This window comes from Vibrio sp. TRT 21S02 (assembly GCF_050113675.1).
Lineage (GTDB): Bacteria > Pseudomonadota > Gammaproteobacteria > Enterobacterales > Vibrionaceae > Vibrio.
In genome coordinates, this window is the sequence record NZ_JBNJOI010000005.1 from 101,174 (window position 1) to 116,991 (window position 15,818).

Annotated in this window: 13 protein-coding genes; 5 read left to right on the top strand and 8 right to left on the bottom strand. The window is 45.3% G+C overall.

Translation table 11 applies throughout. The features are described from left to right. Nucleotides 1-19 precede the first annotated feature (19 nt). Together ACQEXU_RS08255 and ACQEXU_RS08260 are read right to left on the bottom strand one after the other, a co-directional pair. Entirely contained in the window at nucleotides 20-1,225 is a 1,206-nt protein-coding gene (locus ACQEXU_RS08255; RefSeq protein WP_427010413.1) for an N-acetylglucosamine-6-phosphate deacetylase, read from the bottom strand. Between the two features lie 4 nt (nucleotides 1,226-1,229). After that, nucleotides 1,230-1,970 (bottom strand): glucosamine-6-phosphate deaminase, encoded by a 741-nt coding sequence (locus ACQEXU_RS08260; protein ID WP_427010414.1) that lies wholly within the window; start codon nucleotides 1,968-1,970, stop codon nucleotides 1,230-1,232. Nucleotides 1,971-2,243: 273 nt separating this feature from the next. On the opposite strand from ACQEXU_RS08260, the gene ACQEXU_RS08265 reads away from it, so the two are divergent. Further along, the gene (locus ACQEXU_RS08265; RefSeq protein WP_427010415.1) at nucleotides 2,244-3,467 is read left to right on the top strand and encodes an ROK family protein; all 1,224 of its coding nucleotides are present in this window, start codon (nucleotides 2,244-2,246) and stop codon (nucleotides 3,465-3,467) included. 70 nt (nucleotides 3,468-3,537) lie between these two features. Here ACQEXU_RS08265 and ACQEXU_RS08270 read toward each other — a convergent pair whose 3' ends face one another. From ACQEXU_RS08270 to napG, 6 genes are all read right to left on the bottom strand, one after another. Further along, nucleotides 3,538-4,386 (bottom strand): MBL fold metallo-hydrolase, encoded by an 849-nt coding sequence (locus ACQEXU_RS08270; protein ID WP_427010416.1) that lies wholly within the window; start codon nucleotides 4,384-4,386, stop codon nucleotides 3,538-3,540. A 160-nt stretch (nucleotides 4,387-4,546) separates the two neighbouring features. Beyond that, the gene (locus ACQEXU_RS08275; protein ID WP_427010417.1) at nucleotides 4,547-5,443 is read right to left on the bottom strand and encodes a LysR family transcriptional regulator; all 897 of its coding nucleotides are present in this window, start codon (nucleotides 5,441-5,443) and stop codon (nucleotides 4,547-4,549) included. Nucleotides 5,444-5,472: 29 nt separating this feature from the next. Further along, nucleotides 5,473-6,312 carry a hypothetical protein gene (locus ACQEXU_RS08280; protein ID WP_427010418.1) on the bottom strand — a complete coding sequence of 280 codons (840 nt, stop codon included), beginning with the start codon at nucleotides 6,310-6,312 and terminating at the stop codon, nucleotides 5,473-5,475. A 117-nt stretch (nucleotides 6,313-6,429) separates the two neighbouring features. Further along, nucleotides 6,430-8,316 (bottom strand): methyl-accepting chemotaxis protein, encoded by a 1,887-nt coding sequence (locus ACQEXU_RS08285; protein ID WP_427010419.1) that lies wholly within the window; start codon nucleotides 8,314-8,316, stop codon nucleotides 6,430-6,432. A 420-nt stretch (nucleotides 8,317-8,736) separates the two neighbouring features. Then, nucleotides 8,737-9,597: a quinol dehydrogenase ferredoxin subunit NapH gene (gene napH / locus ACQEXU_RS08290; RefSeq protein WP_427010420.1), complete on the bottom strand. Its 861-nt coding sequence runs from the start codon at nucleotides 9,595-9,597 to the stop codon at nucleotides 8,737-8,739. Then, nucleotides 9,597-10,367, bottom strand: coding sequence for a ferredoxin-type protein NapG (gene napG / locus ACQEXU_RS08295; RefSeq protein ID WP_427010421.1), 771 nt, complete (start codon nucleotides 10,365-10,367; stop codon nucleotides 9,597-9,599). Before napG ends, napH begins: the two co-directional genes overlap by 1 nt. A 674-nt stretch (nucleotides 10,368-11,041) precedes the next feature. Here napG and ACQEXU_RS08300 point away from each other — a divergent pair. The 4 genes from ACQEXU_RS08300 to ACQEXU_RS08315 all read left to right on the top strand — a co-directional run bounded on the left by ACQEXU_RS08300 (nucleotide 11,042) and on the right by ACQEXU_RS08315 (nucleotide 15,673). Further along, complete coding sequence (locus ACQEXU_RS08300; protein ID WP_427010422.1) at nucleotides 11,042-12,625, top strand: L-lactate permease; 1,584 nt, start codon at nucleotides 11,042-11,044, stop codon at nucleotides 12,623-12,625. Nucleotides 12,626-12,757: 132 nt separating this feature from the next. Further along, complete coding sequence (locus ACQEXU_RS08305) at nucleotides 12,758-13,477, top strand: (Fe-S)-binding protein (RefSeq protein ID WP_427010423.1); 720 nt, start codon at nucleotides 12,758-12,760, stop codon at nucleotides 13,475-13,477. A 10-nt stretch (nucleotides 13,478-13,487) separates the two neighbouring features. Continuing rightward, a complete protein-coding gene (locus tag ACQEXU_RS08310; RefSeq protein ID WP_427010424.1) occupies nucleotides 13,488-14,903 on the top strand; it encodes a LutB/LldF family L-lactate oxidation iron-sulfur protein in 1,416 nt (471 codons plus the stop codon). Between the two features lie 11 nt (nucleotides 14,904-14,914). After that, on the top strand, nucleotides 14,915-15,673 hold the full coding sequence (locus ACQEXU_RS08315) for a LutC/YkgG family protein (protein ID WP_427010425.1): 759 nt from the start codon (nucleotides 14,915-14,917) through the stop codon (nucleotides 15,671-15,673). Nucleotides 15,674-15,818: the final 145 nt, after the last annotated feature.

Sequence of the window (15,818 nt, forward strand, 5' to 3'; positions counted from 1 at the left end):
CATACCAGCAAAAAGGAAACTACAAGTGGATTGTCCAACCACCTATATAAACGGTAGTTAATCTTGGGCCATCTGGTGTGATCACCCAATGAAGAAACTCCGCATCGTCTCCTTGAACTGGTAAAGTCTTCGTTTGAGAAAGAAGGTAAAGTGGGTTATGTCGAGTCATTTGCAAAATGGTGCTCAAGTCGTATCCGCACCAGCGCATGATGTCGTTTACCATGCGATCCATACGTGCAGAAGAGCCTGCAAAATACGGCGATCCGGGTTCACGGACGACACCATCGGCACACAGCTCAATTTCACAGTCTCCCAAGTGGAAAATACCCGGAACTTGTGATGAACCAGCAGCGGCGGTTGCATCCGTTGTCAAAATGGAATGCTCTGGCGTTTTGGCACTTAGCCACAGCTTCAATAGTTCGGGTTTTACATGATGACCATCAGCAATAAAGCTTGCGAACAGTCGTTCTTCCGCCAGCTGGGTCATCAGTGGGTTGTCCACTTTATGCAGTTGATGAGCTAATCCATTGCCCAAATGGGTAGACAGTAGTGCCCCCGCATTTACGGCTTGCTGTATTGTTTGACGTTCGGCGGCAGTGTGACCCAACGCCACTGTAATCCCTTGTGCCTTCAAATAAGGGATGAGCTCGAGTACACCCTCTATTTCTGGGGCTACTGTCATCAACAAAATAGGTTTAGTAATTAGAGATTGCAGCTTATCAACCAAACGTTTTGAACCTGCAATCATCGCCTGTTTCGGGTGCGCACCAACAAAGCCTTCCTCAGGTGATAAGAAAGGCCCTTCAATGTGATAGCCCATCACCATATATGGCGCGAGTTGGCTTTGCTGAACGGCATGGTCCAATGCAGAAAGCAGCTGACACAATGTCTCTTCTTCAGCCGAAATTAGGGTTGGCAAACATCGAGTAACCCCCGTTTCCAGCATTGCCATAAGGGCACTATCCAGCTTCTCTGCCGTTAACCCTGGGGAATTAAAATCGACACCATTAAAGCCATTCACTTGAATGTCCACCAAACCCGGAGTCACAACCGTTTGGTGAGCGTGATCTGCTTGGCTCCAAGGGTGCTCAACAGAAACTTGTTGTACCTTTCCATCTGCGCCAAAGCGATAACGCATCTTGGGAACAGCATGACCACTAAAGACAACCAGCTCTTGCTCCTGATTCAGCGGTTTCAGTGCTTCTTTACTCTCAATCTTCATCATTGGCCTATTTTGTTAATGCGCTCGCCGCGTCTTGGTCGAGAAAAACATGCACAGACGGGTGCTGTTGTAAGACTGAGGCCGGATGCTCTGGTGTTACTGCTCCTTCAAAGCACTGCTGCACGGCCAGCGCTTTGCGCTTTGATGGCACAGTACAGACAATCGTGCGGCTTTTTAGGATTTGCTGAATCGACATCGAGATAGCGAAACTTGGTACCTTATCGAGAGAGCTGAACCACCCTTCTCCTAACTGCTGACGACGGCATGCTTCATCCAACTCAACCACAATGTATGGCTCCATCACATCAAAATCTGCCGGTGGATCGTTAAACGCCAAATGCCCATTTTCGCCAATGCCGACAAATGCAACATCGATAACCACATTTTCAATGAGACTGTTCAACCTTTCTAACTCCGGCTCCAATGGCACAGCATCCGCATTGACGTAGGTAAACGTTTTTAAATTTGGGAGCTTATCGGCAACACGCTCTTTCAGATAGCGTCTAAAACTGGCGGGGTGCTGAGATGACAGCCCTACATATTCATCTAAATGGAAAATAGAGACTTTTGACCAATCAATTCGTGGATCGGTAATCAACTTAGACAGCATAGAAAACTGGCTCGTACCCGTTGCTAAAATGATGTTTGCAAAGCCTTTTCTCTCAAGAGTTTGGCAAATCATATCCGCACCAGCTTGCGCTGCTGCATTCCCCATTGAAGCTTCATCCAACCATGTTGATATGTTCATACTTCAATCTCTCCCTACATTCATCGCCTAAAAGTGATTAATTAATCGCCACCCTCTCATTAATTACACTTGCTGTAAATAACTATTTTTTACACAATCCGTAAATAAATCATTCGAAAAATGGTGTACTGTTTTAGGCCTATCTCGATGACGTTAGCTAACCCCATAACATTATTGACAATTTAGTTATCAAACAGCTCACGGTAACCGATATTAACCATGCTCAAAAAAACATCTATTTTTTGAAGGGAATCACAACGTAGGTAGCGCAGGATGAATAACGAAACGGCATTTGATTTAACGTTTAATCAGAGATTGGCTTCATTACTCCAGCGACAAGAAGAAAACATTACCCCGCTGTCGGAAAAGCGTAAGAGCCTGTTATTACGTGCAATTTCTTGCCAAACCTCACCCACTCGAAAAAGCTTAAGTAGCGAGTTTAAGCTGCGTCCTGCAACGGTTACTGAACTGGTGGGAGAACTGATTGAACTGAACTTGGTGCGCGAAGATAAGACCATCAACCCATCAAAGCCGGGTCGGCCAGAAGTCTACCTTCATCTCAATGAACGGGCCGCATCTGCGATTGTTATCACCATTGACTCTCTCACCATCAATGCACATTTGATCAACCTCAAAGGTCAAATCGTTTGTCATGCCTGTAAGACATTAAGTGACCATAGATTGTCGAATCAGGATATGTTGGAGCAATTTGAAGTACTGGCAACAACACTGCTTAACAAAGCCCCCGAAGAAAACGTGGTCGGCATTGCCTGTTCCGTTCCTGGGTTAGTCGATGAGCATAATGTGTGTTGGGTATTCTCAAATCGATGGCCTCAAATCAGCCACCTATCATTTGATGCCTTGGCACAACAAACTCGCCTACCGGTTCGCGTTGCGAAAAACCTAAATAACGAACTGCGCGCTCGATTGCTGCGCCACCCAGAACATGCGCAAGAATCAGTACTCAACATACATTGGGGTTACGGAATTGGCACCTCCTATGCCTTGCGAGGCGAAGTACTCCACACACCAACAGGTGGATTTGGGGAGTTGGGGCAGACCACATTGACGGTAGGTGAAGAGACACCTTCAATAGAATCAGTAGCGTCATTAAGAGCGATGGAAGCGGCGCTGCGCCAACGCTATCAAAATATACCGAATAATGAGGCAGATTTTGTTGATTTCTTCCAAAGCCATAACACACTTGAGGTACCGAATATTATTCAGGCCATTCAGGTCATGAGCACAACGCTAAGAAATGCTTTTCTTACTCTGTTTCCACAAAAGATCATCATCACAGGACCACTGGCTCAAAGCTCAGCTATTTTTGAACAACTAAAACAAACCTTTGTTGAGCAACTGCCTGAATTCGCCCGTGAGCACGTCTCCTTGCAGGTTGGACAACGGGCGAAAGCAGATGAGATTTTTGGTGCCGTTTCACCACTCTTTCAATCTGCAATCAAAGCGCGACTTTCCTCTAGCCATAGGAAAACTTAGTCGCGAGCAGCACAACTAAAACCTAAACAGCCCTGTTCTTTGACAGGGCTGTTTTTTTATTGCTTTAGCGTTACCACTTCATTTCACCCATGCTCACTTTAGCACCGATGAATAGGCCATCGTCGGCTTCGAATTGTGGGTAGGTTTTGGTGATTTTCTCTACCAGCTCTTTCGAGTTTTTCGACTGAGCGACAAACCCATCATACGCTCTGAGATAGTCACGTCCGAATGTTAATGCCTCAATACCTTTTGGTTCCTCACCCACGTAGTGACCCGGGATCACTCGTTTAGGATTCAAGTCAATCATCGCTTCCATGGTTTGGATCCATGCTTTTCGATCATTTTCCGTCGGAGAATCAGCCATCCAGATATGGCTACCTGCTGACACCGCAACACCACCAAGGATAGTTTTTTGCGATGCAAGCCAATAGTACGCCTGATGGGTCCCTGCTTCTTTCAGTTCAATGGTTTCACCATCAAATTGGATATCACCTGCAAATATTTTGGGGACATATATCTGGCTTGGCGCGTTATCCGCTAAAATTGGCCCCCAGTATTCAATTTTCTTCTGCTTGGTTTTGTTAATGTGGTCAACCACACTTTGTGTCGCATAGATTTCTGCTTGTGGATAGGCTTTGACTATCGGCTCTAATCCAAAATAAAAATCAGGATCACCACCAGTAATATAAATCGCTTTAAGGGGCTTGTTCGACTGCTGAATCAACTCGACCAATGCTTGCCCTTCCTTAATACCAAACTGAGCATCAAACAGAATGACATCGTTTTTGCCTTCAAGCACGGTCGAAGTGACTGGAAATATCGCGCTGTCTTGCGGGTTGTAAGTGGTCAGACGAATCTCTGCCATCGCCAAAGTGGAAACCATCAGACTTGATAGTGTCATTGCTATTGTCGCTTTCATCTTGTTTACCTCGTTAACTGGGACAAGGCTTACTCTAGTGATTTCAGCGCAGGAAAATAGGCAAAGTCTCACGCATAACTTGTGCGGATATTGCAACAATACAGCTAGGAAAATCAGGGAACTATTTCATATTTCACACATCTAATGGCGTTTTTACAAATCAGTTCCACAGCGGATCACCTTCCATCCGCTCCACAACAAAATCGATAAACTGACGCAGCAATGGGGTCACTTGCTTGCGGTTGGAATAGACAAGATGCACACCAAGTTGCTTTGGCTCCCAATCAGTCAATAGTGGCTGCAAGTGACCGGATTCAATGTATGGCTGCGCCGCCGCGACGGGTTGCATGCTGATGCCATGGTGCTCTAATGTGGCTCGCAATAAGATGTTAGAGATGTTTGCCGTAAGGTGACCCATCACTTCAACTGATTCTGGAATACCTGCTTTTTCAAACAGCCATTCTCCTTTACCAAAATAACTAAAGCTCAAGCACTGATGCTGGCGCAGTGACTGTAACGTTTCAGGCCAGCCATTTTCTTCGAGGTATTTCGGCGTGGCAACGACAACAGAACGGCACACCCCTACCTGCCGAGCCACAATATTAGGGTCGAGATCATTGCTGATCCGCACGGCAAGATCGATACCTTCTTCGACCAAATGCACACTGCGATCAGCAACCACCAAATCAATAGCAACCTTCGGCCATAAGCAGCAAAAATCATTAATCGCACTGAGAAGAAAAGCATCAATCATCGAATAACTGCTGGTAATACGCAGCCTGCCAGAGAGCGTATTGTGCTCCTTATCGACAATAGAATGAATGTCATCGGTTAAATTTAAGATCTGATAAGCGCGCTCTAGTGTCTGCTCCCCAGCTTCTGTCAGGCTCTGTTTTCTGGTAGTGCGATGCAATAAGCGAGTACCGACCCACTCTTCCAATACCGCCAGATAACGAGACACTTTGGTGCGCTCCATATCCAAATGATTTGCTGCTCCGGATAAACTGCCTTGTTCGACAATCGCTACAAACACTTTTAACGCGCTAATTCTGTCCATATATCCAATCTAACTTATAAAACCAATGCTCAATTTAGCTTTCGCCACCCCGTGACCTGCGCATTAAAAAAACCACACTCTTGTAGTGCCCTGACGATGGTCCCTTTCTGGCGCAGAATGTTAATTCCACGATCCAGTACTTCAGCAAGGCGCTCACTGTTTGGAAAGCTGCGCGACAGAATAAAATGACGTGATCCACTGAGTCCAAGCTTCACACCCTCAATTGGAAGGAACCGGTAACCCCGCGCCTCAAAAGATAAATCTTTACTGCCTTGAAACGGTGCCAATAAAAAATCTACCCGGTTATGTACCACCATTTCAACCATACTGCGCCAATCTGTCACATTGATTAAGTTTGTTAAGGGCAATTCAGAGAGGGTGTTCCAATCACTGACCCATTGCGAACTGCTCACAGCTACCAGCTTTTCTATATCAATGCGATATTTTTCATCCAAAAGATCGTAACGCGTGCCCACCGTATATAGACCCGCTTCAAATTCACCATGACGAATCACTGGCGCACTCACCCACAACAAATCTTTGGTATCATTCGCCACAGAATCCCAAACCGTATTTGCCGCCATGGCATAGCCATGCAGCATAACCATGCGCCGCATTCGCTCGGCACCAGGTGCAATGTGGAATTGCAGCTCAACTGGCAGCCCACCCAACGCGAATGCTTGTTGCAGTAATACGATTTCGACGGTACTCCGACGAGCTTTGATACCACCAAACTGATTGATGGTCAGCGGATCTCTGTCTCCAACAAACTCGACATAGTCTTCATGAACTTTTTTTTCTATCACGACTGGCAGTACCACCGCCAAGGCTTGAGTGGAGATCAGCAACAAGAAACAAAGAGCTTTCATGGGTTCACCTTGTGTTAAGGCGGTTGGCTTAAGTCAAGCTAACACGCAATAGCACCGTTGTTTAAAAGATAGCAGATGAAGGGGCCACTATTACTCGTCCAAAAATGGCCCTTCGACTTATGACAATTTGAACGTCGCGACTTTCGCACTTAGGTTTTCGGCCTGCAGTTTCAAAGCCCCGGACTCTTCAGTGCTGTCTTTGGAACTGAGTACCAGTTGTTCTGCTACATCTTTTATCGAGGTAATGTTTTGAGTAATTTCTCCGGTCACATGTGTTTGCTCTTCTGCCGCAGTGGCAATGTGGGTAGCCATATCACTGATTAACGTAACTACCTCTCGGATCTCTTCCAACGCCTGCGCTGCATTGTCAGCATCAGTTACTGAGTTATTAGCGAGACGTGAACTGTTTTCCATCAACGAAACGGCACGCTCTGTGGTTCCTTGCAAGGTATCAATGGTCGATTTGATCTCTTCGGTTGATGAGCGGGTACGCTGAGATAAAACGCGCACTTCATCAGCAACCACAGCAAAACCTCGACCTTGCTCTCCTGCTCGCGCTGCCTCAATTGCTGCATTCAGAGCCAACAGGTTGGTTTGCTCTGCAATATCGCGAATCGTTGAAAGCACGGTTGAAATATCTAGAGCGTGTCGATTTAACTCCCCAATCACACCATTCGCTTGAACTAACTCATTCGCCAAATAACTGATCGACTGTTTCGTATTTCCAACAAGCGTGTGGCCGTGATTGGTATTCTGAGCGGATTTTTGCGCGGCATCAGCGGTGTTATCTGCATGCAATGCAATCTCTTGTGTTGCTGATGAAAGTTCGGTGACGGCAGTAGCAAGCATGGTGATATCTTGTTGTTGATGATGCACTTCACTTTCTGTTCGCTGGGCACGTTGGGCACTCTGTTCTGAACGTTCTGTGAGTTGAGAGGACTGATCACGAACATGACCAATCAGTTGCTGCAAACTCGCCACAAACGTATTGAAGTTTTGTGCTAATTTACCCACTTCATCTTGGCTTTCGACGGTGATTCGCTGAGTGAGATCGCCACTACCGTTTGCAATTTGCTCCAATGCTTCAGAAACATTATTTAAAGGACGGAAGAAAACTTTACATAATAAGTAAAATAATAAAGTACAAATAATTACGACAATAGCTGTGGCTAATATTTGGCCTAACATTGCATCATTCAACGGCTCGACAAGTGATGCATAATTAATGACGGTAACCGTGGATAATGTAGTACCATCAATTTTGTGTGCATGAATAACACTCCTCTCGCCATTAACATCAACGTATAAATCTTTTCCAGTGACACTTGCTTCTTTAATATCTGAAAAATTCAAACCTATTTCTGCTACTGGCTTATTCAATAGAGTCAAATTTTGATGAATAAATATATTCCCTTCTTTATTGACAATAAATAAATAGCCATCTCCCGGCAAAATAGCATCATTCATACTGTTTACTAGGTCTTTTATTTCAATATCAGCACCAAGGACAACCTTTTCATTATTAAAATCTAGGGTTTTGCCAAGAGAAACCACATTCGCACCTGTGGCGGCAGCAATGGTTGGGTTATCCATAAACACTTTGTCTGGCACTGCCATGGCATTTTGGTACCAGCCCCATTCGCGTGGGTCATCATTCCCTTGAGGCAACACCACACCGTTGGCATTGTTCTGGGAACCATCGGGATAAGCCAAAAAAACATTATCAAAGCCCGCAGAATCGCGTACTTGTTTCAGGTGATTGATCACTGATAACGACTCAGTATTCGAGGGGAATGCCGTCAAAATGCGCTCTTTTGAAACAAGCCAGTCTTGCACATTTTGATTGTAAGAAGCGGTTGTACTTTCCAAGCGTTCTAACAATTCAATATCCAGCCTTTTTAGAGCACCATTGAATGACAATGCTTCTACCATTAACCCGCCGATGATGATTGCAACACTAGCCGAAAACGCCAATTTGTTCTTTAGTGATAGTTTCTGAAACATAATGAAATCTACCTATTTAATTATGATTTTATAAAAATTCACACCGATTATAGTTACGGCATAATAATAATTTATAAAATATATAGATTTAATTTACATTTTGTGACATTTAACTCAAGACAAAGATTTAGACGTGACATTTTATTCATTATCCACTGATGGTATACACGATTTAACCTCATTATTAATAAAATAAAGAATAAAGTTATCGCTCTATATTTAATATATTAAGTAGATATTAATTATCTTTTTATATTTAATTAAAACAAAATAGCCCGATATAAAACCGGACTATTTAAATAACTAATTCGCTATGATTAAATCAGCGCTTTCCATTACATTTGTCATCACAATACAAATATAACACTACATTCTATGCGCTTGAATTCATTTCCCTTCTTGCTAGCAAGAGTTAGCACCTCATTTCTCTGTTACGTTTGATGTCGAAATGCGGGATTGAAATTCCAGCACCTTTTCCGGACAGACATCGATGCATCGACCACAGCTAATGCAATTCTTATCCATCACTTTCCGCTCACCTTCTTTTAATGGCTGACGCAATACATCAGGCTCAGGACAAACATAAAAACAGTCCATGCATTTAGTGCAATCTTCTCGTCGCTCAGCACTGACACGGATAATACTTTTACTGCCAATCACACCATAAGTCGCACCAAGTGGGCACAGGTGTCCACACCAACCATGCTCAACCAATAACAAGTCCAGCACAAACACCAGTACAACAAGTACCCAGCTTGCACCAAAGCCAAACACTAAGCCTCGATGCAGTGCCGCAACCGGATCAATCCATGCCCATAACACAGAACCTGAGATTGCACTTCCCAGCAGCAACACTGGAATGAGCCAATAACGAAGCTGAGGAGACCAGCGATAGCTCGCCTTCAAGTTCAGCTTTCTTCTTAACCAAGCCGCAAAATCCGTCACTACATTGAGTGGGCAAACCCATGCACAAAACGCACGGGGCGCCAACAACGCATATAAGCCAACTACGATGAGCGCCCCAACCATCGCTGTCAGCTCCGGAAGATGACCCGCGGTTAGCGTTTGCAACATGATCAGAGGATCAGTGAAAGGAATGACATCAAACAGTAAGCTTGATGAGAGGTTGCCTTTTAGCACGCCAAGCGTTGGCCCTGCCATAAACAGCGCAATAATGGAGAACTGGCAGAATCTTCTCAGGATCAAAAATCGATGAGCGTGCCACCAGCCTAATTTTTCAATGGCTTCTTTGCCGGCATTTTTTGCAAGATTCTTTGCCATCATTGCCCCCGATTCAATGATTCAAGTGCGTCCGTTGGCACAAGATCATCGTCAGTAAAGGTATTTTCCAACGGCCTATCAATCTCTTCCCATCCTAATTGATAATGCGAGCCAAGTTTCCCTTTCGCCAAATCTGTGGGCACAATCTTAATCGCCGACACATCCAATACACAGGCCTGTTCACACTTGCCGCAGCCAGTACACACATCGGAATGCACGGTTGGGATCAACTTCGCGTGGTACCCCGTTCGCTCATTGCGTACATGCTCTAAGGTAATCGCTTTATCGATAAGCGGGCACACTCGGTAGCATACATCGCAGCGTAGTCCTTGCCAGTTGAGACATGTCTCATGGTCAATCAACACCGCCGTCCCCATTCGGGCGTCATCAATATCTTTTAAATTCGGATCAAGCGCCCCTGTTGGGCAAGCCACCACACAGGGGATGTCTTCACACATCTCACATGGAATACTGCGCGCATCAAAATAGGGGGTCCCCGATGCGAGTGGCGATAATAGCGTCGCCAACTTTAAGGTATCGTAAGGGCATGCTTGTACGCATAAACCGCAACGTACGCATGCTGCTTCAAATTCACCTTCAGGAAGTGCTCCGGGTGGCCGCACTGGCACGCCATTTCGCTCTCTCGCGCTACTTTGTTGGCTCTGTAATCCAAGAACCGTTGCTGCAACACCGACGCCAGTAGCCGTTCTGGCCGTATCACGAAGAAAGCGACGGCGACTTTCGGAGGTTTTTGGTCTTGGTGTTTTCATCCCATGCCCCTCGTTGATGCCTCTATTAACCATAGAGTCTATAAGGATAAAAACCCAATCTAACCAAGTGAAAAGTGCAATCACATACCAATAAAGGGGTATACAAATCGTTGATTGATTTGCATCAAGCTAGACGCCCAACCCAACGCACATATTTTAAAAGTTATCGCAAAAATAAAACGAGAAACGACTTTTTCCTGACTTCATTCTAAGCAGATAAACACCAAGATTTCTGTCTCTATATTTATTTGATTCATATTTTTTCTCATTTGCTATTATTTTTGTCACCCTTACTATTAATAATTCGTATTTTTACATTCTTTCCACACATTTATTAACAACAAATTGAGAATAGTTATTATTAAAATCAATCAATTAACTCACATTAAGTTCGAATAAGAATATTATTGTTTCCAAAATCAAACCAATCATTCCATCACAGCCATCACAAAAGCTCATTAAGTCATTGTTTAGTTTAAATAAAACATTAAAACCCAGTAATACCATTAAGGCTTAAGTCACAGAATCATTCGTCGCCGTCATTTTGGTATTTTAAATATCAATAGCTAAATCCAATTCACTCCATAAAATACCCACAATAACGATAGGCTTTACATCAAAGTCAAATAATAAAAACAAAACACCTACAACCAATAACGAATAACGGAAGCCCAATGACGAATTTATTCATTTCGATTATTCCCATCATTCTGCTTATTTGGATGATGACGAAAAAAAATGCAATCCCCTCACAGATAGCTTTACCTGCCACTGCCGCTTTAGTCGGTTTAATCCAACTTTTTTACTTTAATGCTGATGTCACCCCGTTAATCGCCAACATAATCGCAGGCAGTCTGTCAGCTATCACACCAATTTCAATCATCGCCGGAGCCATCCTTTTAAACCGCACAATTTCTCTCTCTGGCGCAGAAGCAGTGATCAAACGTTGGCTCGAAGGCGTTAGCCGAAATCAAGTTGCTCAGCTAATGATCATTGGCTGGGCCTTCGCATTTATGATTGAAGGCGCATCTGGCTTTGGTACACCAGCCGCCATTGCTGCACCTATTTTAGTGGGGCTTGGGTTTCCAGCACTACGCGTTGCAATGCTGGCATTGGTCATGAACTCAGTTCCTGTCTCTTTTGGTGCGGTTGGTACCCCAACTTGGTTTGGCTTCAGTGGCTTAGGGCTAAGCGAAGCCGATTTATTAGCAATTGGCCGAAATTCGGCATTACTACATACGGTCGCAGCAACAGTGATACCTGTTATTGCACTAAGCTTTGTGGTCAATTGGAAAGCCATTGCGCGCAACTTCATCTTTATTCAGCTCAGCATCATGTCTTGCACGCTGCCCTACCTCGCTTTTGCACAATGGAATTATGAGTTCCCAGCATTGATTGGCGGGGCAATTGGCCTCACCATTTCTATTTTTCTAGCCCGCTTTAACATCGGGATGGAGCCACGCAAGCCTGAAACGGGCCATGCTCAAACATCCCTTCCGGCTGCAGAAATCATCAAAGCGATGAGCCCAACACTGTTACTTATCGCTATTTTGATCATCACTCGTATCCAGCAACTGGGGATCAAACCGCTACTTACCGATGCCACACCGCTGCTTTCCATCCAACTCGGTGGATTTGCTGAGCTTAGTCTATCGCATGCGCTGATCATTAAGTTAAGCCACATTCTAAGCACGGACACATCTTGGGCTTATAAAACGTTGTATGTGCCAGCGTTGATCCCATTTTTCCTTGTGGTATTGATTAGTGCATTTATCTTCAAGATGAGCCGACAACAACTAGCGCAAGTGTTCACAGAAACCGCTCAGCGAATCAAAATCCCATTTATTGCACTGGTCGGTGCGTTGATCATGGTGAAGTTTATGATGATGGGCGGAACAAACTCTCCCATCATGACCACGGGCCGCGCCTTATCTGATCTATTAGGCACCAATTGGCAGTTCTTCGCCGCTTACCTTGGCGCGCTTGGGGCATTTTTCTCCGGCTCCGCGACAGTAGCGAACTTAACCTTTGGCGGCATTCAACAAACCATTGCCCAGACTGTGGGGCTACCGCAGCCCCTCATCCTTGCGCTGCAATCGGTCGGTGGCTCGATGGGGAACATGGTTTGTATTAACAACATCATTGCAGTTTCAACCATCCTAGGAATTGCGAACAAAGAAGGTTACATCATCAAACGAACCGTCATTCCGATGATGTTGTATGGCGTGATCATCGCAGGTGTCAGCTTAGCCATGTAAACACTTTTTGCCTATTCGAACTGTAGTAAGGGCTTTGGCAACAGAGTCATTTGAATAGGCTTATTTTTATAAAAATATAATGAGCCGCAAGCATGCTTCGCCTGACGGCCTTGACTTTCACTGGAGCATAAAATGAAGGTTAACTTTTTTGTCACTTGTTTGTGTGACTCTGTGAAATCAGAAGTTGCCAAGAAAACTGTCCTGTTGCTTGAGCAACTTGGATGCGACGTTCTATTTCCCAAACAACAAGGTTGCTGCGGCCAGCCTTCTTTGAACAGTGGCTACATTGAACAAAGTAAGCCAGCAATGAAAAAGCTCATTGAAACCTTTGAGTGTAACGATTTTCCTATCGTAACACCGGCAGGTTCTTGCGCCGCTTCAATCAAGAAATATCCAGAGTATCTGGCCAGCGAGCCGGAATGGGCACAGCGCGCGCAAAAAGTCGCAGACCGTTTATTTGAACTGACCCAATTTATCGTTAATAAACTGGGTAAAGAAAACCTAGGTGCTCGCCTTCCAGGCCGTGCGGTCTACCATCCATCATGCAGTTTGATCCGCAAACTTGGGGTAAAAGAAGAGCCGTTAAAATTGCTGGCAAATGTCGAAGGGCTTGAGATGTTGCCAATCAAAAACCAACAAACCTGCTGCGGCTTTGGGGGGACATTTTCAGTCAAGATGTCTGAGATCTCCGGGGAGATGGTTAAAGAGAAAGTTCGCCATATCAGCGACGCAAATCCCGACTATTTGATCGGTGCGGATATCAGTTGCCTAATTAACATTGGTGGCCGAATCAGCCGTGAAGGCAAACCCGTTCAAGTCATGCATATCGTCGATGTGCTGCTAAGTCGCTGAGGAGAAAATTATGTCGATGAAAACCAGCGATGTGAACTTCAAGCAACGCATCAAAGTCAAAATGCAAGATGAATTCATGCGCCATTCTGTAGCAAACGCCCAAGAGCGCATGTTTAATAACCGCCAAATCGCCGCCGACAAACTTGGACATTGGGAAGAGTGGCGAGAAATGGGTATGGGTATTCGTAACCATGTGCTTGAGAATTTAGATTATTACCTCCACCAGCTCAGCGAGAGCGTTGCAAAAAATGGCGGGAGTGTTTTCTTTGCCTCAACCGCCGAGCAAGCAACGGCTTACATTGAAAACATCATCCAACAAAAAAACGCTAAGAAAGTCGTTAAATCCAAGTCCATGGTCACCGAAGAAATCGGTCTCAATAAGATCATTGAGCGCAATGGCTGTGAAGTGGTTGAAACCGATCTGGGCGAATACATTTTGCAAGTGGATGACTGCGATCCACCGTCACACATCGTCGTTCCGGCACTGCATAAAAATCGCACACAAATTAAAGCGATCTTTAAAGACAAACTGAACTATCAGGGCTCAGAAGATCCTGAAGAAATGACGCGTTTTGTGCGTCAGTACATTCGTCACGACTTCCTTGAAGCAGATATCGGGATCACCGGATGTAACTTCGCTGTAGCAGAATCGGGCACCGTGACACTGGTGACAAACGAAGGCAATGCGCGACTGGCTACCAGTTTGCCTAAAACGCACATCGCCGTAATGGGGATGGAGCGAATTGTGCCGACATTTGAAGAGTTGGACATTGTCATCAGCCTGCTATGCCGCAGCGCTGTTGGGCTCCCTCTAACTGGCTATGTCACTGCACTGACAGGCCCGCGAGAAGCAGAGCATTGTGATGGCCCACAAGAGTTTCACTTGGTCATTGTGGACAATGGACGCTCAGACATACTTGGCTCAGAGTTTAACGCTATCTTACGCTGTGTTCGCTGCGCTGCCTGTGTGAATACGTGTCCGGCTTATCGCCATATTGGAGGGCAGTCTTATGGCTCTATCTATTCTGGCCCAATAGGTGCGGTGCTGTCACCTTTATTGGGCGGATATGATGATTTTAAAGATCTGCCATACGCTTGTAGCTTGTGTAAGGCTTGTCACGACGTTTGCCCGGTAAAAATTCCACTGTCTGACTTGCTGATGAAACATCGCGAAAAAATGGCCAGCGAAAAGATCACGCCTTTGACAGAACGTGCCACTGTCGGCGCATTTAACTTCGTTAACGCCCGACCTTTACTTTGGGATATGGGGGTAAAAGTTGGTGCAACCGTGGCGAGTGGCATCATTCACGAAGGCAAAATGCCTCTGAGCCTTGGCGCGATCAGCCATTGGAATGAAGCCCGAGATTTACCAACACCAGACGGCCAATCTTTCCGCCGTTGGTTCGCTAGCAGAAAACAGAAATAAGGAAGCAAAACATGTCGACTTTTGCATCAAATAACACAACCAGTATCTATAACCGGGATGAGTTTCTGCTTAACATCGCGAATAAACTTGGACGCAGCCAACCTTTAGATGCTGTAGAGCGCCCTGCTTTTAAGCATCATTGCCATCAGGCAGTGATGAAGGATTTTACTCAAGATCAGTTGGCTGACACACTAAAGCAATACGCACAGACGTCATTGGGCGTCAGTGTGGTAGAAACCACCAAATCAGAACTCCAAATGACATTGCGCGAGGTTTGCCACCAGTATTGCCAAGATGAACACGGTGCAGCAAAGCAAGGGGAAACCATCATCTCAGCCTCAGAAACGTTGTTGAATTTGGTTGACCCTCAAGCTCTGTCTAATGCGCATCACACTGTGCATGTTTGGGATCATCAAGCTGGCTACCAAACCAACATCACCATCGCTGAACGAGCTCAAATTGGCATTGTCATGGCTGAGCAAGCATTAGCAGAATCTGGCACGGTTGTGCTTTACAGCGACCCAAAGCAAGGACGAGCGATCAGCCTGCTACCTGAAACGTCCATCTTTGTTGTTGGCAAAAGTACCTTGCTTCCACGATTAACGCAGGCTACCCACGCATTACATCAAAAGGCTAAACGCGGCGAGCGGATTCCTTCCTGCGTTAACTTTATCTCGGGACCAAGTTCTACTGCGGATATCGAGCTAATCAAAGTGGTTGGTGTTCATGGTCCCGTTTCCGCCACTTACGTGATTGTCGACGACATGTAGCAACGCATTCATTTTGCTCTTTGGGAACAGAGCATCAAGGCGCATCTGTAATGGGTGCGCCTTTCTTCTCTCCTGCAGTTCATTAAGCTCGTTTGCAAACGAGTGAACCGTTATAATACCCACCAATCTTCACGATTCTGAGTAC